The sequence below is a fragment of the Solitalea agri genome, assembly GCF_023914155.1.
GTDB lineage: Bacteria > Bacteroidota > Bacteroidia > Sphingobacteriales > Sphingobacteriaceae > Solitalea > Solitalea agri.
The window spans coordinates 1-25374 of the sequence record NZ_JAMWYS010000032.1 but is presented as its reverse complement, the minus strand read 5'-3'; the positions used below and the strand labels follow the sequence as shown (position 1 = coordinate 25374).

At 38.6% G+C, this 25374-nt stretch carries 26 protein-coding genes; 6 read left to right on the top strand and 20 right to left on the bottom strand.

Features of this window, described 5'->3' with window-relative positions; translation table 11 throughout:
- Window positions 1–55: 55 nt before the first annotated feature.
- The 16 genes from rfbA to upp form a co-directional block, all read right to left on the bottom strand.
- The gene (gene rfbA, locus NF867_RS09525) at window positions 56–934 is read right to left on the bottom strand and encodes a glucose-1-phosphate thymidylyltransferase RfbA (RefSeq protein ID WP_252587602.1); all 879 of its coding nucleotides are present in this window, start codon (window positions 932–934) and stop codon (window positions 56–58) included.
- 98 nt (window positions 935–1032) lie between these two features.
- A complete protein-coding gene (locus tag NF867_RS09520; RefSeq protein ID WP_252587601.1) occupies window positions 1033–1596 on the bottom strand; it encodes a DUF3109 family protein in 564 nt (187 codons plus the stop codon).
- Window positions 1597–1700: 104 nt separating this feature from the next.
- Window positions 1701–2510: a DUF3108 domain-containing protein gene (locus NF867_RS09515; protein WP_252587599.1), complete on the bottom strand. Its 810-nt coding sequence runs from the start codon at window positions 2508–2510 to the stop codon at window positions 1701–1703.
- Window positions 2511–2608: 98 nt separating this feature from the next.
- A complete protein-coding gene (locus tag NF867_RS09510; RefSeq protein ID WP_252587598.1) occupies window positions 2609–3124 on the bottom strand; it encodes a DUF2480 family protein in 516 nt (171 codons plus the stop codon).
- A 156-nt stretch (window positions 3125–3280) separates the two neighbouring features.
- Window positions 3281–5383, bottom strand: a complete 2103-nt coding sequence (locus NF867_RS09505; protein ID WP_252587596.1) for a peptidylprolyl isomerase — start codon at window positions 5381–5383, stop codon at window positions 3281–3283.
- Between the two features lie 182 nt (window positions 5384–5565).
- Window positions 5566–6126: an LPS export ABC transporter periplasmic protein LptC gene (gene lptC / locus NF867_RS09500; protein WP_252587595.1), complete on the bottom strand. Its 561-nt coding sequence runs from the start codon at window positions 6124–6126 to the stop codon at window positions 5566–5568.
- Window positions 6127–6230: 104 nt separating this feature from the next.
- Window positions 6231–7532, bottom strand: coding sequence for a BamG family beta-barrel-assembly machinery protein (bamG, locus tag NF867_RS09495; protein WP_252587593.1), 1302 nt, complete (start codon window positions 7530–7532; stop codon window positions 6231–6233).
- Entirely contained in the window at window positions 7525–8265 is a 741-nt protein-coding gene (locus NF867_RS09490) for a type III pantothenate kinase (protein WP_252587592.1), read from the bottom strand. Before NF867_RS09490 ends, bamG begins: the two co-directional genes overlap by 8 nt.
- A 92-nt stretch (window positions 8266–8357) precedes the next feature.
- Window positions 8358–9047, bottom strand: coding sequence for a phosphoribosylformylglycinamidine synthase I (gene purQ, locus NF867_RS09485; protein WP_252587591.1), 690 nt, complete (start codon window positions 9045–9047; stop codon window positions 8358–8360).
- 151 nt (window positions 9048–9198) lie between these two features.
- On the bottom strand, window positions 9199–10182 hold the full coding sequence (locus NF867_RS09480; RefSeq protein ID WP_252587590.1) for a DUF6427 family protein: 984 nt from the start codon (window positions 10180–10182) through the stop codon (window positions 9199–9201).
- A gap of 76 nt (window positions 10183–10258) precedes the next feature.
- Window positions 10259–11263 (bottom strand): glycosyltransferase family protein, encoded by a 1005-nt coding sequence (locus NF867_RS09475; RefSeq protein WP_252587588.1) that lies wholly within the window; start codon window positions 11261–11263, stop codon window positions 10259–10261.
- Window positions 11264–11301: 38 nt separating this feature from the next.
- Complete coding sequence (locus tag NF867_RS09470; protein WP_252587587.1) at window positions 11302–12147, bottom strand: UDP-2,3-diacylglucosamine diphosphatase; 846 nt, start codon at window positions 12145–12147, stop codon at window positions 11302–11304.
- A 273-nt stretch (window positions 12148–12420) separates the two neighbouring features.
- Window positions 12421–12948, bottom strand: a complete 528-nt coding sequence (locus NF867_RS09465; protein WP_252587586.1) for a DinB family protein — start codon at window positions 12946–12948, stop codon at window positions 12421–12423.
- A gap of 8 nt (window positions 12949–12956) precedes the next feature.
- Window positions 12957–13652 (bottom strand): YjjG family noncanonical pyrimidine nucleotidase, encoded by a 696-nt coding sequence (locus tag NF867_RS09460; protein ID WP_252587585.1) that lies wholly within the window; start codon window positions 13650–13652, stop codon window positions 12957–12959.
- 120 nt (window positions 13653–13772) lie between these two features.
- Window positions 13773–14162, bottom strand: coding sequence for a four helix bundle protein (locus NF867_RS09455; protein WP_252587584.1), 390 nt, complete (start codon window positions 14160–14162; stop codon window positions 13773–13775).
- 50 nt (window positions 14163–14212) lie between these two features.
- Window positions 14213–14857, bottom strand: coding sequence for a uracil phosphoribosyltransferase (gene upp, locus NF867_RS09450; RefSeq protein ID WP_252587583.1), 645 nt, complete (start codon window positions 14855–14857; stop codon window positions 14213–14215).
- 166 nt (window positions 14858–15023) lie between these two features.
- On the opposite strand from upp, the gene uvrB reads away from it, so the two are divergent.
- Window positions 15024–17054, top strand: coding sequence for an excinuclease ABC subunit UvrB (gene uvrB / locus NF867_RS09445; RefSeq protein WP_252587582.1), 2031 nt, complete (start codon window positions 15024–15026; stop codon window positions 17052–17054).
- A gap of 78 nt (window positions 17055–17132) precedes the next feature.
- Entirely contained in the window at window positions 17133–18215 is a 1083-nt protein-coding gene (locus tag NF867_RS09440; RefSeq protein WP_252587580.1) for a polysaccharide deacetylase family protein, read from the top strand.
- A 111-nt stretch (window positions 18216–18326) separates the two neighbouring features.
- Here the strand turns inward: NF867_RS09440 and NF867_RS09435 are convergent, their stop codons facing one another.
- Genes NF867_RS09435 through mqnB form a run of 4 tightly spaced genes read right to left on the bottom strand, consistent with a single transcriptional unit; the run spans window position 18327 to window position 21057 of the window.
- Window positions 18327–19010, bottom strand: a complete 684-nt coding sequence (locus NF867_RS09435) for a peptidoglycan DD-metalloendopeptidase family protein (RefSeq protein ID WP_252587579.1) — start codon at window positions 19008–19010, stop codon at window positions 18327–18329.
- Window positions 19007–19477 carry a Rossmann-fold NAD(P)-binding domain-containing protein gene (locus tag NF867_RS09430; RefSeq protein ID WP_252587578.1) on the bottom strand — a complete coding sequence of 157 codons (471 nt, stop codon included), beginning with the start codon at window positions 19475–19477 and terminating at the stop codon, window positions 19007–19009. The genes NF867_RS09435 and NF867_RS09430 overlap by 4 nt, the downstream gene beginning before the upstream one ends.
- Window positions 19474–20382, bottom strand: a complete 909-nt coding sequence (locus NF867_RS09425) for a menaquinone biosynthesis family protein (RefSeq protein WP_252587577.1) — start codon at window positions 20380–20382, stop codon at window positions 19474–19476. Before NF867_RS09425 ends, NF867_RS09430 begins: the two co-directional genes overlap by 4 nt.
- 60 nt (window positions 20383–20442) lie before the next feature.
- Entirely contained in the window at window positions 20443–21057 is a 615-nt protein-coding gene (mqnB, locus tag NF867_RS09420; protein WP_252587576.1) for a futalosine hydrolase, read from the bottom strand.
- Between the two features lie 203 nt (window positions 21058–21260).
- On the opposite strand from mqnB, the gene NF867_RS09415 reads away from it, so the two are divergent.
- The 4 genes from NF867_RS09415 to NF867_RS09400 all read left to right on the top strand — a co-directional run.
- Window positions 21261–21674 carry a 6-pyruvoyl trahydropterin synthase family protein gene (locus tag NF867_RS09415; protein WP_252587575.1) on the top strand — a complete coding sequence of 138 codons (414 nt, stop codon included), beginning with the start codon at window positions 21261–21263 and terminating at the stop codon, window positions 21672–21674.
- Window positions 21675–21689: 15 nt separating this feature from the next.
- Window positions 21690–22340, top strand: a complete 651-nt coding sequence (folE, locus tag NF867_RS09410) for a GTP cyclohydrolase I FolE (protein WP_252587574.1) — start codon at window positions 21690–21692, stop codon at window positions 22338–22340.
- A gap of 79 nt (window positions 22341–22419) precedes the next feature.
- Entirely contained in the window at window positions 22420–23301 is an 882-nt protein-coding gene (gene fabD / locus NF867_RS09405) for an ACP S-malonyltransferase (RefSeq protein ID WP_252587573.1), read from the top strand.
- A 1779-nt stretch (window positions 23302–25080) separates the two neighbouring features.
- Window positions 25081–25374, top strand: a 294-nt coding sequence (locus tag NF867_RS09400; protein ID WP_252587572.1) for a hypothetical protein, incomplete at its 3' end; no start/stop codon positions are given.

Genomic DNA, 25374 nt, shown 5'->3' with positions numbered 1-25374 from the left:
TTTTATTATTTAAAGCACTTGCCTGTAATTTAAAGCAAAACCTACTTGTTCCGATCTATAAGCCGACTTCTTGCAAATTCAGCATACTTAAAAGATAATTACCGTATCCGCTCTTTTTTAATGGCTGGGCTATTTTACGTAATTGATCTTTATCAATATAACCCATACGGAATGCTACCTCTTCAATGCATCCTACTTTTAATCCTTGTCGTTCTTCAATTACCTGAACAAATTGCCCTGCCTGCATTAATGAAGCGAATGTTCCTGTGTCTAACCATGCCGTTCCACGATTAAGGGTACGAACTTTCAGTTTCCCTTGTTGCAGATAAACGTTATTCACATCTGTTATTTCATATTCCCCTCGAGCCGAAGGGTTGATCTCCTTGGATATTTTAACGACATTATTATCGTAAAAATATAAGCCAGGTACTGCATAATGAGATTTAGGTTGTAAAGGTTTTTCCTCTATCGAAATAACATTATTATTCTTATCAAATTCTACAACTCCATAGCGTTCAGGATCTGAAACATGATAAGCGAATACAATTCCACCTTCTGGTTTAATACAACTCTGCAACAATTCAGCAAGTCCATTCGCAAAGAATATATTATCTCCCAGAATCAATGCCACATCGTCATCACCAATAAAGTCTTCACCTAAAACAAATGCCTGGGCTAAACCATTCGGTTGCTCCTGCACTTTGTAACTAAACTTACACCCAATTTCTTCACCGGTACCGAGTAATTTCTCGAAATTAGGAAGGTCATGCGGAGTAGAAATAATCAGTATCTCACGAATCCCTGCAAGCATAAGAGTAGAGACAGGATAATAGATCATGGGCTTGTCATAAACAGGCATTAACTGCTTGCTCATTGCCAATGTTAATGGATGTAGTCGTGTACCTGAACCGCCGGCGAGAATAATTCCTTTCACGTATTCTTAGTTTCTTGATGTTATTCTTTCTTGTTTAAATTTTATTAGCAAACAAGAAATTTTTGCGGCGAATTTATAAAAATTTATTAAAAAAGCAGTTACATAGCTGAAATCTGTTCCTCAAGCTCCTTAAACCACTGCTCTCCATATTTGCGAATTAACGGATCTTTTAAGAACTGATAAACCGGTACTTTCAAAGCTTTTCCATGTTCACAAGCAGCAGAGCAGATGTGCCAACGATCATAGTTCAACACTTCAAATTCAGGATACTTTGTTATTCTAATTGGATAAAGGTGACAAGATATAGGTTTTTTGAAGTCAATAACTCCTTCTCTATGCGCTTTTTCAATCCCACAGAAAGCAATGCCATTTTCGAATATGGTGTATGCACATTCTTTATCTCCATCAACGCAGGTGGTGGTATAATCGTCTTCAAAATCCTTTACATACACACCGTCTTTTTCAATAGCGGCAATCCCCTTTTCCGTTAAGTAAGGTTTCACATTCGGATAGATTTCTTCGAGAATCTTTAACTCATCCTCTTCCAAAGGCGCTCCAGAGTTTCCCATTACACAACAAGCACCCTTACATCTGTTCAAATTGCAAACAAACTCTTCGCTTACCAAATCTTCATGCACCAATGAGTTTTCAACTAAAATCATCTTCCCTAAGTCTTAATTAAATAAAAACGCTTCACCTATTGATTGAGTGAAGTGAAGCGCAAAATTACATAAAAAATCCGCGACTTATGATTAGAAACCAGCGGCTAATTACTGGCTCGTTGATTCCCATCTGAAACATTAGAACCAACCGGGTACTTAAGATTTTTGTAGTTTGTTAAATCAAGTCTTAATGAACCTATTAAAATTTCAACTTCTGCACGAACAGGAACCCTATTTGCGTCATTAGTTACCCATAAATACATCTTGCTGTTCTTACGAAAAACCCGACCTTCAACAACCGTTGGAGAGAACTTCATACAACTTATCTTTCCGAAAGGAGTTTTAATCGTTTCATTTCCCAAATAAGTTATAGCTATTGGATAAGTGTGATCATCAAGAAAAAAGTCAAATTTTATGGTGCCACCTTTTTTAATATTTGCAAAGTCAAGAGATCGTGCATAATACAACACTGAAAGCACATCAAGTGTATTATCTCCAATTGGAAAAGATCCCTTTGTTGAGTTCACGACCTTATTCTTATGGTCAAAACTTGCATAACCATCTCGCTTATAAGTACCCTCACGCACACTTTCAGTAAATAAAAAGGGTTTTAATGTAGTAGGGCTGACATATGAATCATACCTGTTCCTAACTTTTGTAATCAGGGCTACAGCACTAACCGTTTCACCTTTTGCTATTAAACGGTAAGGCTTTATATGATTAAACTCTTTTGGTGATTCTTCAACACGCATTGTTCCCTCTGCACAGTTGAAAATACCGTATCTAAATCTATAGGTCAGTTCCTCTCCGATTTGAAACGGGGGAACAATTAAAATGTTAGCATTCTGTGCTTTTAACGAAAAGCTGGATGCAAACAGGGTAAGTAAAAAAATAATCAGATGCTTTGCTTTCATACTATTGAATTAGCCGGCAGATGCGATCAAGTTACTTCTTTAAGTAGATACTCGCAAAATTGCCGAAAATAATTTACTCACACAGCGCTTCTGGCAATCTATTCCTTTCGTTTATAAAGAGGTACAGTTGAACAAGGTTCTCCATACATTATACTTTTGACAATTGGTCGCAACAATAAAGTTATTTCAACGTAGGCCGAGATTGGAACCGGAATATCGCCACAACCTTTTACAACCAATCGCTGATCACGAAACTGTTCAAGATCAACGGAAGCAAGTGCGTCTCTGAACAAGACGATTTCCAAGGCTTCAAGGTTGCCAAACACTACACGATTTGCAAACGGTTCAAGCTTTGTTGCTAGTAGCATATAGGCCCATGTTGGAACAATTGCATCAGCTGAACAGGTAATGGCAACGTTTTTCCCTTGATATTGAGCCCAATCGTGTTCCTTTACAAATTCTCTGAAATCCTTTTCACGAAGTATCAACCCATGGAATAAGTTATCCTTTATATCATATACAATACGTTCTCCGCTATGATAATACAAGGCTAGATCAAAACTGATAAGACCACTGTTTGCAACTTTATTAACTATGTTCTCCTGAATCTCCATACTGTCAATACTTAAAACTATTGCTTAAAACATAAATAATTACAAAAATAACCAATTACTCTTCATCTTGTTTGGCATAATCTCTAAAAAGAAATAAAAACAAAAAGCGTCTCGAGATGATCGAGACGCTTTATATGTTGATGAGTTAATCAGATCTTAATAAAATTTTCCGCGGTTATCAACAATTTTAGCTTTGTCTTGTAAAGCCTCAAAAGTTCCGGCTGCAGACTGTTGTTTCTGCATCATTTCAACTGAGCGACGGAATGATTTCACATCTGCAATTGGCGAAGGACCTGTAAAATTATCCACAACAAATACGTACACACCTTTTTCACCTGCAACAGCCTTACTAATTTTACCTGTTTGAGCACCGAAGATTGTTCCGAATAATTTAGGTTCCATGCCAGCACCATCCATAATTGGATTTCCAAAGCTAATACCTTGCAATGGCTGAACAGAGGCGCCCAATTTACCTGCAACTGCATCAATTGAGGATGCTCCAGAAGCAGCGCTATTAGCTTTTGCAACTAATTTTTCAGCTTTTTTCTCTTGTTTAACAGCTACTTCGATTTCAGCTTTCACATACTCTAAAGGAACATATCCCTTTTCACGAATCTGAATTAAGTGAGCCACTACATATTTATCAGCTGTTTCAAATACACTTGAAACATCATTTTTCTCTGCATTAAATGCCCAACGGATTATCTCACGTGATGATTCTAATCCTGGGATTTCTGAACCTGTAGCGTTTAAATTGTCAGAAATACGTTTTGATAATTTAGCTTTCTCTGCTGCTTCAGTAAAGCTTTTAGCGTCTTTTATACCAGCTACAAAATTATTTGCTTTAGCAAAAGCTGTTTGACGTGAGCTTTGACTAGGAGAGAAAATTCGATCAACAACTGCAATTTTTACAGCTTTTGAAACATTTTTCTGATCCTGAACTTCAATTAAGTGGGTCCCGAATTGAGTTTGTACCACTACTATATCACCTGCCTTACCTCCAAATGCCGCATTCTCGAATTGAGGCACCATCATGTTACGACCAAAGTAGCCTAATTCGCCTCCTTTAGCGCCTGACCCCGGATCATCCGAATTTACTTTTGCTAAATCAGCAAAAGTAGCTTTTCCAGATTGCACCAGCTTTTTCAAGCTATCAGCTTTCGCTAAACCTGCAGGAGTTAAACCACCTTTTTGAGCACCAATCAAAATGTGACGAGCTTTAACTGAATCAGGAAGATTTTTAACACCTAATAATTTAGCTACTTTATACGATCCATTCTCAAAGTAAGGACCATAAACGGTTCCTACCGGAGCATTGTATAATGAAGTATCAAGCTTAGCATCCAATTGTGCCTTTTTAGCAAAAGTTAAAGGAGCTTTTGTATCGGCATTTGCAATGTAGAATAACGAATCCTGAGTAGATGCTTTAAAGTCATCAGCAATTTTCTGAATGTCTTTTTGAGCAGCTGCTGAATCCTCTTTAGAAGGAACAACATCCATTACTACATACTCAATGGTACGTTGATCTTGTTTTTGTTTGTATTTGTATTTGTTATCGTTATAATATTTCTCAATATCGCTTTCATCAACCTTGATTTCTGCATCAGCTACTGATGAATATGGCAACATAACAATTTTCGCATTGGCCAACTTGGTATTTGAAGTGTTAAGCTGGTTAAGCTCTAATGAAGTGGCATACATAGCGCCACTCACCATATTGATATATTTTTGAATTGAACGATTGCTGGCAAGATTCTTTTCAAATTCTAACCATTGCTTTTTAGTAGCTCCGGTAGGGTCATTAGTTTCCATGTTTTTAAGAAAAGTAACAACTGATTTTGAATCAAACTCTCCAGTTTGAGGGTTTGTAAAAATTTTACGGATTTGTGGATCCGGATTTTTACCTTGAATAAGGTCAAATAACTCCTCGCCACCAACTTCAATTCCGGCTTTTTCTGTTTGTTTTTTGAAGACAATTTCCTGAACCAATTGATTCCAGGCTTGTTCCTGAGCATAACCAGCCATTTGAGGAGGAACGTTTCCACCCATCTGCTGACGCATTGCGTCCATGTTTTGCTCAACTTTACCGTTAAAATCCTGGTAAGAGATGTCTTCACCTGCAATTACCCCCACTTTGCTCTTGCTGTCCTGTAAAAACGGACTTGAAGCTTTGAACATATCACTCACAATGAAGGCAACAATCGCGAGTCCAATAAACCCGATAATAATAAATCCTGCACGCTCGCGTAAGAAATTCATCAACATAATTCTTTTACTTTAATAGTTACGCTCTAGTTTTTTAGCGGCGCAAGATACAAATTTTTTTTTTTTGGGGATTTTTTTTTGAAACTAGTTGAATTAGTTAAATCCTTCTGATTTTCAATAAATTCGGAAATAAAAAATGCCCTTCCGGGCATTAATATCATAAAGCAAGTATCAGTCTATCGGATTGAATCTGTTTGATCCAAATACACGATTCCACTCATTTGTTTGATCTTATAATTAGTCAAATCTTCATTGGCTTCTAAACCGTAACCCTGAATAATTTTATCAACTGTGGTAATTTTAACAAACTTATCCGAAAATATCTTACGCGATGATTCATCCCATACCAAGCGTTCTGTATCCAATCTTTCGCCACGTTTATTCACTACTACCACATTGTTCCTCACTTCAATCTTCTGCTCACTAGGTCTACGGACACCATAATTTGCTGTTAAAGTGCTCTCAATACTGCTTACCTTGGGACCAAAAAAATCAATTTTCAACCCCTTTGGCATTTCGTCATAAGGTTGTTGCGTTTTATATTGCAATAACAATGGCGTGGTCATCCGAGCCTTAACCTTTGCCGAGTCTGAATAAATTATTTCAACCCCTTTGCTTGTTTCAACCTGTTTCTCTGCTATTTTAGCCGAAATAGCATCCACCTTTGCGAGTTCATTCTCACAAGCTGTAACAATTAGTAAAAGACCAATAATTAAGATTTGAATCCGATTTTTCACCTCGAAATATTCTAGAAAATAAAACAGACAAAGATATAAACAAACAAACTCTTGTCCATTACCTACTGAACAAGAGTTTGAATGAATATTATTGATTATTTGAATTAATCGAATTTACGTTTAATAAACCAACGATCGTTTAAGGTAAACCCAAGGTAAAGATTAGCATATCGCTCCTTTACCAAGCCATTTGAAGTGGTTCCACGAGTGCCAAATTGCACTCCCAAGTTAAGTTTAGAACCAGTATAAAGTAACCCACCAAAGAACTGACTCGACATCGGCAAGCCTACTCCTAAGGTTAAATCCATTTCGTTAATATCATGCCCTCTAAGATTTAAATACGATTTATAGTAATTAAACCCTGCACGATATTCAATGCGCTTCATATAGCTCGAAACCGAATAAATATCGGGAGTATATTGTGCACCCAAACGAACACCATACATATCTTTAAAGTTACGACTTTGTCCATTTTCAGTGTACTGAGTCCATTTCTGGTAATCAATATCAAAACCGGCAATTAACTTATTGGCTTTATTAAAAGTAAAACCAAGTGTATGAGAAGTAGGTAATACGAAATTCCCTTCCACATCATTCGAATAAGCTATTGTATCAACCGGAGTAATATCACCTGTAGAAGTTGACACCAAATATCTGTCGAAAACATAACTCTGTTTTGTATTTACTTTAGTTTTAACAGAACCGAAATAACCAATTGTCCAACGTTTTTCAGCACTTGGAATAATCGAATATTGCAAACCATATTTCACCAAAAAACCACTTGCACTTGTGCTTAAGGTTGTACGGCTGTTGTAGCTGTATGGGTCATTGAGGATTGTAGATGTGGTACGTTTAATATTACCAAACAAATAGCCAATGTTAACACCCACGGAGAAGTTTTTTGCTAACTGGTAGGCTGTTCCGAAATAAACCTGCGAGTAACCTCCTTCACCAAACAATGAGTTCTTGCCTGCAACAGTATCGACCTTCTTAAATGTAGTATCTCTTCCTACATTATAACCCGAAGTTGAGAAAGGAATAATTCCTAATGAACCACCCATTTTGCGTGACATTGGAAAACCAATGGCGAAGTGGTCTAAAGAGAAATTATAATTATTTTCTTTTAATGCAGAAGTCCTTAATTGATCTACTCCTCCATGTAGGCCCAAATCAATATTGGTCATTACAAGGGAGCTATATGAGGCCGGATTGGAAATATTAATATTATCAGGTGTACGTAAACCCGCCGCAATATTTCCCATTCCCTTTCCTTGCGCGAAAGTTTGTGGTACCAAAGCTCCTACACCATAAGCCGAATAAGGAGAACTTGTATTTGCCTGTGAAAAAGCATTTAAACTAATGAATGTAAGTGAAATAAGGGTAAGTAACTTTGTAAATTTACGCATACTGATATTTTAATATGGCATTCAATCCGATTAGTACCAGATTAGGTTGCCAATTGACCACGGGCGCAAAGATGCTATTTTTCAAACGACTGTCAAAAAAATTTGAGTCGCCTCCACAAAGCACAACGGCCAGATTTTCAAATTGCTTTTCGTATCTCGAAATTATGCCTTCAAGCTCTGCAATCAAACCATTTTGAACGCCAGAAAGTATTGACTCCCGGGTAGAGGTTCCAATCAGGTGGTTGAAATCATTTTCGAAATTAATTAACGGAAGTTTATCCGTAAAAGTATTGAGCGCCGAAAAACGCATGGTAAGTCCAGGGGATATTGCTCCACCCAAATAAACACCCTCTGCTGTAAGCAAATCAAAGGTCACACAAGTTCCCCCATTGATAATCAGCACATTGCGATTTCTGAACAACTTAAAAGCACCATTAACAGCCGCTAGCCGGTCGGTACCAAGAGTTCTTGGCGTACTATAATTATTTTTTATAGGAAGCGCAGTATCAGCTTTTAACAAGGTAAACCTGGTGTTTTGCTTTAACAAACGAACAATTCCTTCATCATCAACAACTACTGATGAAAGGATAGCGTTTTCAGGCTTATGTTTAAGAATAAATTGCTGAATATGATCAATAGGAGCATCCTCAATAGCAGTCAGTTCAACTAATTCGTCGTCTTTAAAAACAGCTATTTTGGTTTTATAATTTCCAATATCAATTATCAGATCCATGAATAAAAAACCGTTATAAACGAAAAAAGCAGAAAGTAAATAACCGAAGTTAATCTACATTCTGCCTCTTTACTATATTTTGACAAGTACAATTACAAAACAGCCTGAAGAACAGATTCGAATAATGCTAAACCATCAAGATTCGAAAGAATTGGATCAGCAGCACGTTCTGGATGTGGCATCATACCAAATACATTACGGTTTTTATTACAGATACCTGCAATGTTCTCTAATGAACCATTTGGATTAGCTTCGGCAGTAATATTGCCATTTTCATCGCAGTAACGGAACAATACCTGATCGTTATCATTCAGCATTTTCAAGGTATCAGCATTCGCATAATATTTACCTTCTCCGTGAGCAATTGGAATTTTTAAGGCTTTATCCATGTCAACTTGTGCCGTAATCAATGAATTTTGCGTTTGTGTTTTCAGGTAAACATTTTTACAAATAAACTTACGGTTATCATTATGTAAAAGGGCTCCCGGAATTAAACCTGCCTCGCCAAGCACTTGAAAACCGTTGCAAATACCCATTAGGTATCCTCCTTTATTTGCAAACTCGATCACTTCTTTCATAATTGGCGAAAAACGCGCAATTGCTCCAGAACGCAAGTAATCGCCATAAGAAAAGCCACCTGGTAAAACGATAAAATCGCAACCTTGTAAATCATGATCTTTATGCCAAAGGGGTACTACTTTTTGACCTAAAACATTCCCAAAAAGATTAATGGCATCCTGATCACAATTCGAGCCAGGGAAAACTACAACTCCAAATTTCATTTTGTATTAATTTTCAAAGTGCAAAGTTAGAAAAACTTATGTAGTAAGAAAAGAGAATTTCAGAAGAACTCATTGCAAGACATTAAGCTGGAAATAAGACTACAATTTACCGAAACTAATATCAGCCGACAACACAAACGTACACTTCTGATTAAAATAACTGAAAGTAGAATATAGAAACGAGCAATAAAGCAAAAACACTCTCGTAAAACCATCTAACCCTTGCTGAGCTAAAATAAAACGTCATAAAGGTTGCAGTTGGAGCAGCGGCCAGCATTAAGTGGTTAATATGTTGATCAGGCATTATAAAATAACTTGCAACAATTAGCACCACCAAAAATGTCAAACACTGTAACGATTTGCGAACCTGCACCACATTTTTAAAAAACATTACCCTTACCTGGTTCAATGATAAAAGAAGTACAATGATAATAGGAATTAAAGCAAAATAATCATCTTGTTCAATGGCTAAGGCTTGAGGCAATACAAACTTAAACGGCAACCAAAGGTGATAGAAATCGTTAAAATCATCGTTCCAAAAATACCAGGTCCCTAAAACAATATATGGAACAATGAGTCCAATAAGCCCAGTAAACCAATCACGTATGGAAAATGACTTAAAAACCAGAGAACTGTGCCAGATGATTGGAAAGATGAAAATAAAGGGAAAATATAGCAATGAGCCTAATGAGATAATAAAGCCCATGTCAAAAACGCTCTTCAATGTTGACTGCGATCGATAAAATGAAAAGATCTTATCAAGAATCCACAGCAGGAAAAAATTACAGAAAATTATTGGTGAAAATGTCAGAAACTCCGTGAACATACTGCATAGAACAGCGTACATCAGTTCTGGAAGAAAAGTAGTTTTATTGAAAAAATTATGTTTAACAATAATTCGCCCGAATATTGCCGACTGAATAAACACTACGGCTCCGGTCGTTAGAATATTATAAACTGGATTGCTTAAAAAGTTAAACTGAAAGAACACTAACAACTTCACAAATGGCTGATACACAATTAAAGTGTTGTACAAACTTGGGTTCAGCAATACAGCAAGACGCAACAGAAGTATAAATGCCGCTAATAAAATATAGTTATAGGCTTGAGCCTTACGAAAGGTATTAATGATCATGTACAGTACAGAAAACTAGCAGGCGCAATAATCAGTATTTTGCCTCAAAAATAAAACTCATGATGGTTGTTTATTTTCAGCATGAAATTACAGGCATGTATTTTTTCATCAATGACTCGATAACCTTTTCGGTTTCATCAGGATAGTTAACCTTGATTACATGGCCTTCTTCCACCCAATGCTTCACCTTTGCGGCAAATAAATCATCAATTTTTCGAATCACCGGAACCCCCATCAGACGAAGGGCCTCAGCATTACATTGCTGTTCCCATTGATTCAGCATTGGTATCGATAATATTTTTTTACCCAGAAATAATGCTTCGGCAGGGCCTTCAAAACCACCACCGGTTAAAAAGCCTTCACAACTGGCTAAACTTTTATTAAACAACTGATTGTTAATTGAGAGCACCTCCACATTTTCTACCGTATAATTTTGACTGCTGTGCTTCGAGAAAACTTCCCACTTAACTCCTTTTACCTGTTTCAAATGCTCTACTAAAGTAACATCATCATGAGCAGGAAGATAAACTGTATAATGACCATTATTTGTCGGCTCGAGTTCCCTAATCTCTTTTCGAATTACCGGAGTATTAATAAAACTGTCGTATCGTTCAAAGTGAAAAGCAATTGATTCTTTTACTGGAGCATAATGCTTTAACACCAGTTCTTCCCATTGGGGTAAAACATGTTCAGGACGAGGTGATTTTTCGGATAAAAACGCCGACTGATGGCTAAGTCCAACGATTGGAAGTTTTCGCAACTTACACGCCCAAGCCGTTACTGGTTCAAAATCATTGATGATCAAATCATATTGTTCTAAAGGCAGGCGCTTTATATCAGTATAAAGCTGCTTTAGGTTCATTATTTTAAATGTTTTCCAATGATCAACTCCTCCTTTCTTACCAAATACAAAACTGAAACCATGCAACTTATAGCCAACCGACTGTGTAAGTGAAACATCAGCCTGCGTACCACTTATCAACAAATCGAGTTCACCATAATTCTGCAAGTGAGGTATAATATCTCTTGCCCGACTTATGTGCCCGTTGCCGGTTCCTTGTATTGCGTAAAGTATTTTCAATTTATGCCGGATAATATAAATGAATCTAAATCCATCAATCAGTCTTTTACAATCAACGAATTGTACAGCAAATTTATATCAATTTTAGCATTCAAATCTTCATCATCTTCATTTATTGTGTCAACATCAACACCATCAAACTCTTCTGTATTGTAATGAAACAATTCCCATTTCCCATTTTGATATTCGAGAGAAGTCAGATTTTCGATCCAATCGCCTGAATTTAAATACTCCACTTTACCTTTTTCAGTCGTAATGGTTTTTATTTCGGGGTGATGAATATGTCCGCAGATAACGTAATCATAACCTTTTTCAATGGCGATCTCCGAAACCGTCATTTCAAAATCATTCATAAACTTAACGGCATTTTTTACGGAGTTTTTAATCTTCTTCGAAAAACTCATTTTCTCTTTTCCTACAAGTTTCAATAGAAAATTAACGAAGGTGTTTAACAAAATCAGTGAGTCATAGCCGATAGCACCCAGTTTTGCAAGCCATTTTGAATGCTGCATGGTAATATCAAAAACATCTCCATGGAATATCCATGCCCGTTTATTTCCTACCGGAAGCACTACCTTATTCATCAGTTTAAAGCTGCCCATTTCAAAATCAGCAAACTTGCGCAGCATTTCATCGTGATTGCCTGTCAAATAATAAACATCGACGCCCTGGCTCACCATTTTCATTACCTTACGCAGTACTTTCATATGCGCTTCGGGCCAATAAGATTTACTAAACTGCCAGATATCGATGATATCGCCGTTTAAGATTAAGGTTTTGGGCTTTATACTTTTGAGATACTTTAAAAGGTCTTTGGCATGACAGCCGAAAGTTCCGAGATGGACATCAGAAATTACAACAATTTCTACTTCGCGTTTGGGCATCAGAGGTAATAGCAAAAAAAATTAATGACGCTGAATAATTAAAGCGAGAGCGGGCACTAAAACAACAAAAAACAGGTCGCTCGTCCTTAATCTTCCTCATCCTCAATATTTAAATCAAAGGGACTAAAGTAATAAGCACCAATTGCTGAAAGCGCTAACCCGATAACTATAAAATAATTGATCTCCATTTGATATTCTGATGATTCAATATTTCATGCAAATATCATTCCGTCTGATTACGCAAACATTGATTTTGTGTTAATAAATTGTGAATTAACACATTGAAAATTTTCGCTCAATACGATCGAGTTGTTGAAGGTGATGATTGGAATGGATCAGCATAAAATGTATCCATTGTGTAGCATTTAAAAAACCTAGGCGAGGATGCTCGAGGCGTTGATTTTCATCGGCTGTTAGAACCTCCGCACTTTGAATCGCCTTGATTCTTGAAAGCAGCTTTGCTGCTAATGCCTTGGCGTCTTCCTTGTGAATATTTTGCACCCGCGACTTTACAATTTCAGGCGCCTGATACTTTCCTGGCGGAAAATGACCCAGGGCAAACAATTTCTCCCCCATTTCATTTAAGCCGGGGGTATCCGTTAATCCTTGTCCCTGCATACATATTTCAAGGGCTTTATGTTGCATTAGACAGGTTCCCAATACATGACTATACACCTGGGCCATCGACCATGAATCAACTTCGGGTTGAAGCATAAAAACCTGATCGGAATAGTGATCTAAGCGACTTAGATACTCTTCTAAGGCCAATTGCAAATCATTAAGTAATTGGGTGACATTCATACCCCTATTTACAAAATTTGCTGCAGTTCGTCAAGAGATTTTATTTCATGATCCACCTTTATGTTGTGGACAATATTCCTCGGATTAAAAAATATGCAATCCATATCAACTGCTTGAGCTCCTGCAATGTCCGCTTCTAAACTATCACCAATCATTATACTTTCGTATACCGAAGCTTGAGCAAGGCTCATTGCATGGTGAAATATTTCAGGATCAGGTTTGTTTACCCCAATTTTCTCTGAGATATTAATATGATCGAAGTATTTACCTATACCAGTTGTCTCAACTTTAATAAGTGTGCTTTCGTAAAATCCGTTAGAGATCAGGTGCAATTTATATTTCGATTGCAAGTAAGCAAGTGTTTCGTGGGCATGCGGGAAAAGATTGGTCTTGGTTGGACAAATTCGCACATAATCGGTCTCAAAACTTGCGGGAACCAGGTGATCATCAACATTCAGATCACGAAAGGTTTTACGGAATCGTTCGTGCCTTAACTGTGCCTTGCTAATGACACCTTTATGATATTGCGCCCATAAAGCATGATTATTCTCTGTATAAACATCGATAAACAGATCTACCGATTTTAAACCCAACACGGAAAGTTTATAAGTATCGAAAAGCTCCCGAAGGGTTTCCTCCGCATTTTTATCAAAATCCCAAATAGTATGGTCGAGGTCAAAAAAGAGGTGGTGATAGGTTTTCATTGCAAAAGCAAAGATAAGGTTTTAGGTTAGAGGTTCTAGGCTAGAGGTTTTAGGCTAGAGGCTAGAGGTTTAAGGAGGGAAATTCTAAGAACCCAAACCTTAAACTTAAGTTATTGAACCTTAATCCTTAAAAATAAACTTCTCTGGATTTTTAATCATATAATTGAGCAATAAGTTAACTTCCTTATTCTCTATACTTAATATTTTATGATCCTCATAGTTGATATACTCGCACGAGAATGCAAAATCCAACCAAACTTGTGTCTCCAGATTTTCCATTTCTGAATCGGTTAATTTACTTACAAAGTGGGCAGGATATCTAAATTTCCCATAGGACTCACCGATGCAAGAACATACAGCCCGCGAAGAACGCCTAATTTGATCAGTCAGGCTATATTTTTCTTCTTTTGGAAATGATTTTGACAAATAGAAAATCTTCATAGAAAGATCATAAGCTTTCTGATAGGCTCTTAAATTCTTATAATTATACATAGGTAAAGACTGTTTCATTAATTACTGCGAAATCCTGTTCCTCAAACCTCACACCTTAAACCTCTCTCTTACAGTTTTTCGCCAAAGCACAGATCTCCGGCATCTCCCAAACCCGGAACTATGTAAGCTTTAGAGGTAAGTTCTTCATCAACTGCACCAAGCCATAAGCACGCTTTAGGTAAATGAGAGCGTACATGTGCAACTCCTTCGGCACTTGCAATAACGCTGGCAATATGAAGCTCCTTAATTTCAAACCGGGCCATTAATTCTTTACAAACAATCACCATTGATTGTCCGGTGGCGAGCATAGGATCGGACACAATAATCACCCGATCAGTCAAATCTGGTGTAGAAAAATACTCCATTTTTATTTCGAACTCATTATTTTTTTTGGCTTTGCGATAAGCCGAAATATAAGCGGAGTCAGCTTTGTCAAAGTAATTCATCAGGCCCTGGTGCATGGGTAAACCAGCCCTAAGTATCGTTACTAAAACAGGCTGCTCACTCAATAGTGACACGGTGGCAACCCCCAAAGGTGTAACCACTTCCTGTTCCTCATAATTCATTTTCTTACTTATTTCCAAAGCAAACACTTCTCCTAATCGCTCAAGATTCCTCCTGAAGCGCATCCGATCATTTTGAATATCGATATGACGTAATTCAGCAAGGAAATGGTTGGCGAGTGAATTGGTTTTACTGAAGACTGTGATCATACTGAAGCATGTTTAGCATAAGTTAATGAAAAAACGATTTGCTCTTAAATTTACGTCTTTTTTTAAAACTAAAACCGGCGGAAGTTGTACAAAGAATCATAGGCAGGACAATGGAACTACCCCTCTAAAAATTTAAAACCGATATGAATAATTATATTTGGATTGCATGAAGTTTCAACTCACCTCGGAATATAAACCCACCGGCGATCAGCCGGAAGCCATTCGCCAACTGGTACAAGGAGTAAATGCCAGTGAACAGTTTCAAACACTTTTGGGTGTTACCGGCTCTGGTAAAACATTTACCATCGCCAATGTAATTGCACAAACCCAAAGGCCTACATTAATTTTAAGTCATAATAAGACATTAGCTGCACAGCTTTATGGCGAATTCAAGCAGTTTTTTCCTGACAATGCGGTCAACTACTTTGTATCGTATTACGATTATTATCAGCCGGAGGCTTACATGCCTACCACCAATACCTATATCGAAAAAGATCTGCAAATTAATGAGGAGATAGAAAAACTTCGACTTCGTACGACCTCTGCGCTTATGTCGGGACGTAGGGATGTAATTGTGGTTTCTTCGGTTTCATGCATCTACGGTATGGGTAATCCGGATGACTTTGCCAGTTCAATTTTCCGTATTGCTGTTGGTACCCGAATTAGTCGAAATGCATTTCTACATCGTTTGGTTGAAATACTTTATTCAAGGACTACTGCTGATTTTCGCAGGGGAACATTCAGGGTGAAAGGAGATACGGTAGATGTTTACCCAGCCTACGCTGATTTTGCCTATCGCATTTCGTTTTTCGGAGATGATATCGAAGAACTAAGTATCATTGATCCAATCACAGCAAAAACGCTGGAAAAAATGGAGCATTTGGCCATTTTTCCGGCCAATTTATTCGTTACGCCTAAGGAAAAAATGCTGCATGCTATTTGGGCTATTCAGGAAGAACTGGAAATCCGCAAGGCACAGCTAACCGAAGATAAGCGACACCTGGAAGCAAAACGTTTGGAAGAACGAGTGAATTACGATTTGGAAATGATGCGTGAGCTGGGTTACTGTTCAGGTATTGAGAATTACTCTCGCTTCTTTGATGGTCGTCAACCGGGAATGCGCCCTTTCTGTTTGATTGACTATTTTCCTGATGACTTTTTATTGGTTGTTGATGAGAGTCACGTTACAATTCCTCAAATCAGGGCTATGTATGGCGGCGATCGATCGCGTAAAATCTCATTGGTAGAATATGGGTTCCGGCTACCTGCAGCGCTGGATAACCGCCCACTCAATTTTAATGAATTTGAAAGTTTAACCGAGCAGACCATTTACGTGAGTGCCACTCCGGGTAATTATGAACTGGAGAAGACTGAAGGAGTGGTGATTGAACAGGTGATTCGTCCAACCGGGCTACTGGATCCAATCATTGAAGTACGACCGGTTCAAAACCAAGTGGACGATTTACTGGATGAAGTAGATATTACTGTTAAAAAAGGTGACCGGGTTTTAGTTACCACTTTAACCAAACGGATGGCCGAAGAGTTAACCAAATACATGACCAAACTGGGCATCAAATGCCGATATATCCATTCAGAAGTTAAGACACTGGATAGGGTTGAGATTTTACGTGGATTGCGATTGGGTGAATTCGATGTACTGATCGGCATTAACCTTTTACGCGAAGGGCTTGATTTGCCAGAGGTTTCATTAGTAGCCATTTTAGATGCTGATAAAGAAGGCTTTCTACGTTCTGACCGGGCATTGATCCAAACAATTGGCCGGGCTGCCCGTAATTCCGATGGTCGTGTTATTATGTATGCCGATTCCATTACCGATTCAATGGACCGGACCATTAACGAAACCAATCGTCGACGTGAAAAACAGATAAAATATAATGAAGAACATGGTATAACTCCGACAACTGTACGAAAAGAAAAATCAGCCATCATAGAACAAACTTCGGTAATTGATTTTAGAGGAGGTGTTCAACAAGCCTATGTAGAGAATGAGACCCCTTCAATAGCTGCGGATCCAATTGTGGAATACATGAGCAAACCAGAGCTACAAAAAGTTATTGAAACCACCCGTAAAGAAATGCTGAAAGCTTCTAAAGAAATGGATTTCTTGCTAGCAGCCAAACTTCGGGATGAAATGTTTGCATTAGAAACCGTTATGAATGACCGCTTTAATTCTTAGATAAAATTCTCTTTTTTAAAATATTCCGGGAGACTGTCAAAAAAAGACAGTCTCTTCTTTTATATTTAGCCCTTAGTTATGAAAAAGCGCATTTACACTACATTCCTTTTGGTATTTATTTGCTGTTGTTCATTTGCCCAACATGCTACCCATCATAAAAAAAAGAAAACCAAAGCCCCAGAATACACCGTAGAGAAGTGGTTTAATGGAAAAAAATCGGCCACTTGTTTAACCTTTGATGACTGGTCGGCAGGACATGGGGCCATCGTTGTTAACACCTTAATAGAAAGAGGATGCCCAGCCACTTTTTTTGTCACCCAAAACAACAATGGATTGGGTGGAGGATATGCTCAAATGCAGAAAGCTGCTCAAAATGGAATGGAGATCGGCAATCATACCCAATCACATCCGGACTTAACCAAGCTGAACGCTAATGACCTTCATAAAGAAGTATCTGACACGCAAGCATCCTTATCAAAAGAAACAAATGCTGAGATTTCAACGCTGGCCTATCCATACGGCCCGTATAACGACCAGGTAATTGAAGAGGTTAGGAAACACCATATAGCAGCCAGAGGCGTAATAGACATTAATCATTTTCCATATGAGTTTGCCCAAAGCGAACAAGATTACTTTAAGCTAAACACAGTTGGTGTGAATGAGGAATTTACACCAGAGAAGTTTGGTGCAACCCTAAGAAAAGCGAATAATGAAGGCGGCATGCTTACCCTTATATTCCACAGTGTTTATAATAATAAAGTTGATGATCAGTCGTATGCAGCCATTACAGAACAACGCCTGAATCAGTTTTTAGACACCCTTAATACCTATAAAAACGAAACCTGGACAACCACCATGGCTAATGCGGTAAAATATCATAAAGAAGCACATTGCACCAAGCTCACTACCATTAATAACAATGCCATTGAATGGACAATGAGTTTAACAGATACGCTTAGCAACAATAAGCTTTACAACCAACCACTGACTATTACTATAAAAGTACCTAACGGACAACATTACCTTGCGGTTAGCCAAGGAGGTGCAGCACTTGCCTTTAGTTTTCACGACCGCGAAAACACCATTTCATTTAATGCAGTTCCAGACGGAGGGATCATCCGAATAACTAAAGCAAGAGAAAAAAGAAGGAAGAGAAGGTAAGTGAATTAAATTGTTTTACTGTTAAACTGAACTAAGAAGGATAAGGTTTTATTTGAATTACAACTATACAAGCACCCGAATTTTAAAGGAATAAAATAAAGCTTTTTTCCTTTAAAATTCGATCAACATTCCCGGGTCGGGACAGTTATCAAGATATATTCCTCTTTCAGATAGTTTACAAACCCCAGGATAATCACCTACATAGTCACCCATATTTTTGATCAGTTGAAAATGCAGGTGAGGTGGCCAGCCCCCATTCTCTGCTTCATTACCGAAAGTGGCGATTTGCTGACCCTTTTCAATTGTTTGTCCAACACTAAGGTTCTCCAGACTGGCTACAGAAAGATGTCCATATAATGAATGAAACACAAGTCCTTCAATGGTATGTTTTAGAATGATAGTAGGACCATAATCACCGAAACCAATATTGTTTTTAAAGCTGTGAACAGATCCTTCAACAGGTGCATAAACCGGTGTGCCGGCAGGCCCCCAAATATCCACCCCTAAATGCAACCGACGAGGTTCGGTACCATTAAAGTGATCACTCCTGCTGTAGATTTCCCGATATTCATCATACCCCCCAATACCAAATTTTGCTCCGGCATTAACACGTTTCGCTTCTACCCAAGCAGAAAAAACCTTCGTATTGGAAATTACATTGTCATTTAGCTCCAACCCAATTTCATCAAAATGTACATTAAGCATCCGCTCATTAGTAGGGTTGAAATTTACAATGGGTGCTTTTTTAATTTTACTTAGCACTTCCAGCAATGACATATTTTTTTTATTCCTCATACCGCCAAATTCGTTAAATAGTGAACAGCTGATTCTTTTCTGTGCTCCATCAAATGAAGCACCATTTTGGGCACCTGCTCCTCACTTTCATTCCTATAATGAAGAATCGACCAGTAAAATGGTTGCTTGGCATTTATTTTAACCAGTTTATTAAACCCGGTTTGTTCTTTTGAAACTACAATTAAAGGAATACCCCATTTTATACAAGCATCCCAAATTTCATTCGTATCAACTAATCCGCTTTCGCTGACAACCACCATAAACTGTACATGAAGCTGATTGGCCTCTAAAAAGCGACTGATCTCTTTATACCGAATCTTTTTGGTGAATCGGTTACCCGACAAACTGTTAAGAACCGATTCATCCTTATGATCATGAACAATAACCAGATCGTTAAAATTAGCCTTATTCAGGTACTCAACAATTGCCGCTCCGGGCTGTTCAGCGCCACCAACTAAAACTATCATGCTACAAAAAGATTTTGTTTTGGTGAGTCAATAATACCTTTTTCGGCGGCAATGGCAAACATGGTTTGTATAGCTTTTCGCCCATCAGTGCCTAAATCAATAGAAAACTTATTTACATAGGTGGTGATATGCTTATACATCACCTCCTCATCCATTTCCTGGGCGTGCGCCTTCACAAATGCTAAAGGTTCCTTCGGATTTTTGGCTGCAAACTCCACGCTGGCTTTTACTACACGGTTCACTTTCAGCTGAATCTCCTGAGGCAAGTCGCGTTTCACACAAATACCGCCTAAAGGAATAGGCGCACCCGTTAACTGCTCCCAATATTCGCCTAAGTCAATTACTTTTTTCAAGCCTTTTTGTTCGTAGGTAAACCGGTTTTCATGAATGATGAGACCCAGATCAATTTCATCATTCAACAGTTTAGGTTCGATGGCCGAAAACACCAGTTCTTCTTTGTTAACAGCCTGTGGAAAGGCAAGGCTCAATAAAAAATTAGCAGTCGTGAATTTTCCGGGGATGCCAATTTTAAGCTCATTTACTTTTGCAGCCACACGTGCAGCCAGTTTGGTAACCGGCTCACGACCAGAACATGCCGCAATCCGGTCTTTATCGGTCATGGTTTCTTCAGAAACATCGGTCTTTGAAATCAATAGCGGGCCAACTCCAAAACCAAGCGCACTTCCGGCGTCCAGCAAAGCATACTTATCTGCAGCGTAAGCAAAGGCATGGTAGCTGAGTTTGGTAATATCGAGTTCGCCTCTGAAAGCCTTTTGATTCAGCGTCTCCACATCATCAAAAAAAACTTCAAAGTCTAAACCTTCTGTATCAATTTTCTTGTTCACTAAGGCATCGAAGATGAAGGTATCGTTTGGACATGGGGAAAAACCTATGGTTAATTTCATTTTATGGCTCATTGTTAATGGCTAATGGTTCATAGCTGTTTTTTAACTATGAACCATTAACTATGATCTATTTACTAATTTTATCAATTCTTTATTCAATCTTTCCACCGCAAGTGGAATATTCCAGGCTGCCCGGTTGCGACGCTCCACATAATTGGAGATGCTCCGAATTTGCAGACATTTCACACCTTCGCTCAAACAAACATACATAAAAGCTGCGCCTTCCATACTCTCTGTTTGTACAGGAAATTGCCTCAATACCTTTTCAATACTTGCATCATTACCATGAACCTTGTTTACGGTGATACCTGATACGGAAGGGAGTCTATCTATAACAAAAGGATTTAATAGTTCTTTGTTTGTAAAAGGCTGGTCATTTCCGTTCACAAATCCCATTGAGAACAAGTCGATAAACTCTTCACCATCTTCAGCCCCCAATTCCGAAAACTGGTCGGAAGTCACCTGAACAACCGTTCCCAGTTCAATAGATAGATCGAAACTACCCGCAATACCAGCGTTGATCACCAAGTCATACGATGAGGTCAACAACTTACGAGTTAATTGATAGGCTGTAGCCACCATACCTACGCCAGTGATCAACATGTCGTAAGATGGGTTTGAATCAATAAATGGCTGAATTTCGGCTTGGGTAGCAGCGACTACAAGTATTTTCATTGAAAACAAAAATAAGGCTTTGTTGGTTTAATGAAAATTGATGAATTGTTTAACTGTTTTATTCTTGAGTGGTCTTATTGATCCATCCTTAACAATTTATCCATTTATCAATTTAATCACTTAACAATATTACAATTTAGCCCTTTAACAATTCAACCATTTATCACTTTAACTGGCAATTAAAATTTTTCGATATTTGCCCAATGATCTACATTACACGCAGGGAGCGTTTTAACGCCGCACATAAATTATTTCGTGAAGAATGGAGCCAGGATAAGAATTCGGAGGTTTTTGGCAAATGTTCGAACCCCAACTGGCACGGACACAATTATGAGCTTTTTGTAACTGTTAAAGGCAATGTAAACCCTGAAACGGGGTTTGTAATTGACTTAAAAGAACTTAGGGATATTGTTAATAGTCGCGTAATTAATAAACTCGATCACAAAAACGTAAATCTGGATGTAGATTTCATGAAAGGTAAAATGGCATCGACAGAAGTGCTGGCCATTGAGATTTTCAATCAACTTTGTGAACCAATTAAAGAGCGCGGCGCTATACTGCACGCTATTAAATTATATGAAACCGAAAACAACTTTGTTGAATATTTCGGAGAATAAACGCTCAAAACTCTTATGGACGACTTGAAAAAATTAACTTCCAGCATGATGGAAGAGAACGAAATGGACGGTTACCAAAAAATTGACCGTTACAACGAAGAAAAGATCAGGGACATTTCTGAGAAATACTACGACATTTTAAAAGATATTGGCGAAGATCCCAACCGCGAGGGCTTGCTGAAAACGCCTGAACGTGTGGCAAAGGCCTTGCAGTTTTTAACGCACGGATATGACCTAAACCCAAGCGAGATCTTAAAATCGGCCATGTTTACGGAAGAATACAGCCAAATGGTATTGGTGAAAGACATTGAGGTGTACTCAATGTGTGAGCACCATATGCTGCCGTTTTTCGGCAAGGCACATGTGGCCTATATCCCTAATGGAAAAGTAGTAGGGTTGAGCAAAATTCCTCGAGTGGTGGATGCATTCTCGCGCCGTTTACAAGTACAGGAGCGTTTAACCAACGAGATACGTGATTGTATTCAAGACACTTTAAGTCCGCTGGGAGTTGCGGTGGTTATTGAATGTAAGCACATGTGCATGAGCATGCGCGGCATTCAAAAACAAAACTCGGTGACCACCACTTCGGCCTTTACCGGTGAGTTTATTAACAACGAGAAAACCCGTTACGAGTTCATGCAGCTGATTGCGGCACACCTAAGCTAAAAATTTAAGATTGTGGATTCACGATTTTAGATTTTAGTCAGCTTGAAATTTTTAAGTAAAATCAAACCAAAAATTAAATATGAAAGCTTACGTTTTCCCGGGACAGGGAGCTCAATTTGTAGGAATGGGCAAAGAGTTGTATGAAACATCAACTTTAGCCAAAGAATTATTTGAGAAAGCAAACGAAATTATCGGTTTCCGCATTACCGATGTAATGTTCAGCGGAACTGACGAAGATTTGAAACAAACGAAAGTTACCCAGCCGGCAATTTTCCTTCACTCGGTAATTTTAGCTAAAACTTTGGGCGATAGCTTTAAACCTGAAATGGTTGCAGGCCACTCATTAGGTGAGTTTTCAGCCTTGGTTGCTAACGGAGCATTAGCATTTGAAGATGCTTTTAAACTGGTGATTGCCCGTGCCAACGCTATGCAAAAAGCCTGCGAATTGCAACCATCTACCATGGCAGCGATTTTAGGATTAGATGACAAGGTTGTAGAAGAAGTTTGTGCATCAATTGACGAAGTAGTAGTTGCAGCCAACTATAACTGCCCTGGCCAATTGGTGATTTCGGGAAGTATTGAAGGTGTTAACAAAGCCTGCGAGAAATTAAAAGAAGCGGGAGCTAAGCGTGCATTGGTGTTAAATGTAGGCGGAGCATTCCACTCTCCGTTGATGGAGCCTGCTCGTGTTGAGTTGGAAGCAGCTATTAACAGCACTGCCTTTAATACACCTATTTGCCCGGTTTACCAAAACGTAAACGCGCAACCAACCAGCGATCCGGAAGTGATTAAGAAAAATCTAATTGCACAGTTAACCGGAGCTGTAAGATGGACCCAAACTGTACAAGCAATGTTAGCCGATGGCGCCACCTCATTTACTGAAGTAGGCCCAGGCAACGTACTGCAAGGATTGGTGAAAAAAGTAAGCAAAGACGTAGCCACTGAGAGTGCTACTGTTTAAGCCTATAAAACTTTTATGAAAGAGCATTGACTATAAGTTGATGCTCTTTTTTTGTTAGGAGTAATGCGTCTGAATGCTTCGTTTGATAAGATACGCATTGATACAGCTTTGACTCGACGTATACTAGACGTATACTAGACGTATACTCGGCGTATACTCGGCGTATACTCGGAGTTGATACGGCGTGAAATAACTTACAGGTCCACATCGGAATTGCACCCTAACCGTCTGCAGTCATACCGCACGGGCCTGGATAGGCTGAGGTTCCTAATATGGACACTGAATTGGAGTCCTTTTATGAGTATGAGGTGAAAGATTGGTTCTGATGGTCGGCCTCATAGCCGGCCGAACGCCTAGAAACTTTTCCCTTGACAGAAAAGTTTCCAAAAGATCAAGACATCCCGGTTAAACCGGGACCCCGCTCAGGGCCTACGCGTGGCCCGCCGTTTTGTCAACCCTACGCTCGACGCTTTTAGGTCAATTCGCCTTCAAGCCTTACCGCAAGGCCGGAATTGGCCAAGGTTCCTTAGGTGAATATTGAATGTTTTTAGATATCAAACTTGTGGCGAATTAGGTTGGGTTTTATAAACAAGGAAAATCATCAGAATTGGGCCTCGTCCTGAAATAACTCACAGGTTAGTGAATAAATCTTGTTGGAGATCGGGTTAACAATTACAACTACTTAACAGAAAAGTCTTTGGCTTTATTTATTTCTGGAAGTGATGCTGTGTAAAATACTTTGGGTAAGGGAGGTTCGTTCCAATCTAAGACTTTCGATCGATTACTTTTCACGAGTAGTTGTTCTCACAAAGTTCTTCTGCTATTGTTGCCCTCCACGGTCGGGCGGACCGAATATTCCCGACGGAACTGCGTCCAGTTTGCCTTCAAACCTTACCGCACAAAGCCGAAACTGGCCAAGGTTCCTTACGGAAATATTGAATGATTTTGCAGTATCAAACTTGTAGCAAATTAGGTTGGGTTTTATTAATAAGGAAAATCATCAGAATTGGGCCTCGTCCTGAAATAACTCACAGGTTAGTGAATAAATCCTGTTGGAGATCGGGTTAACAATTACAACTACTGAACAGAAAATTCTATGGTTTTATTTATTTCTGGAAGTAATGCTGTGTGAAATACTTTGGGTAAGGGAGGTTCGTTCCAATCTAAGACTTTCGATCGATTACTTTTCACGAGTAGTTGTTCTCACAAAGTTCTTCTGCTATTGTTGCCCTCCATCCCGGTTGAACCGGGAGCGAACCGAATATTTCCGACGGAACTGCGTCCAGTTTGCCTTCAAACCTTACCGCACAAAGCCGAAACTGGCCAAGGTTCCTTACGGAAATATTGAATGATTTTGCAGTATCAAACTTGTAGCAAATTTAGGTTGGGTTTTATTAATAAGGAAAATCATCAGACTTTAGGTTTACATTGCAGATCTAATGTCTGACTATATTTTATTTGGTACTTGGACTAAAGACAACGAATTGGTATTCTATTCTAACCAACAGGATTCGGATTTAATCCAATATTACCTCGTTGACAATAGGCCGAAAATCAAATACAAAATAATATCTGACGACAACAAATATGGCCACAAGTGCCGATGGATAGAGTAAAAGCGGCTTATAACAAACGCTTGAACGCAAGGGCGGGCGATGTGCAACTTGCAAAACCCAATACGTTAAATTATTTTCGTCAAGCTGGACAATGGAACGGTACTTTCTTCGCACCTGCGTCAAGCGCCACTCGTTGTGTGCAATTGCCCTAAAAAAAATACCGTTGAAAATAGAGAGACAATTAAGCGGACAAGAAATTAAAACTCTTGAGAAAAGAGTAAAGGACATTGGGAAAAGAAAATTTCGATTGATGAAATTTCTCATCTTCTGGACTCTTACCTCTCTAGTCGTTGGGATAGTTGCAAGTTTTTATGTCGACCGCGGACTTTTGATCTTGTTAGTCGTTACTGTTTTAATCTTCATTGCAATTGGACTTTGGACTTACTTTGACAGTAAGTTGCCTTTTGACAGAGAATTAAAAGGAATTGAAGACCTTAAAGCAAAAAATCTGGTGACA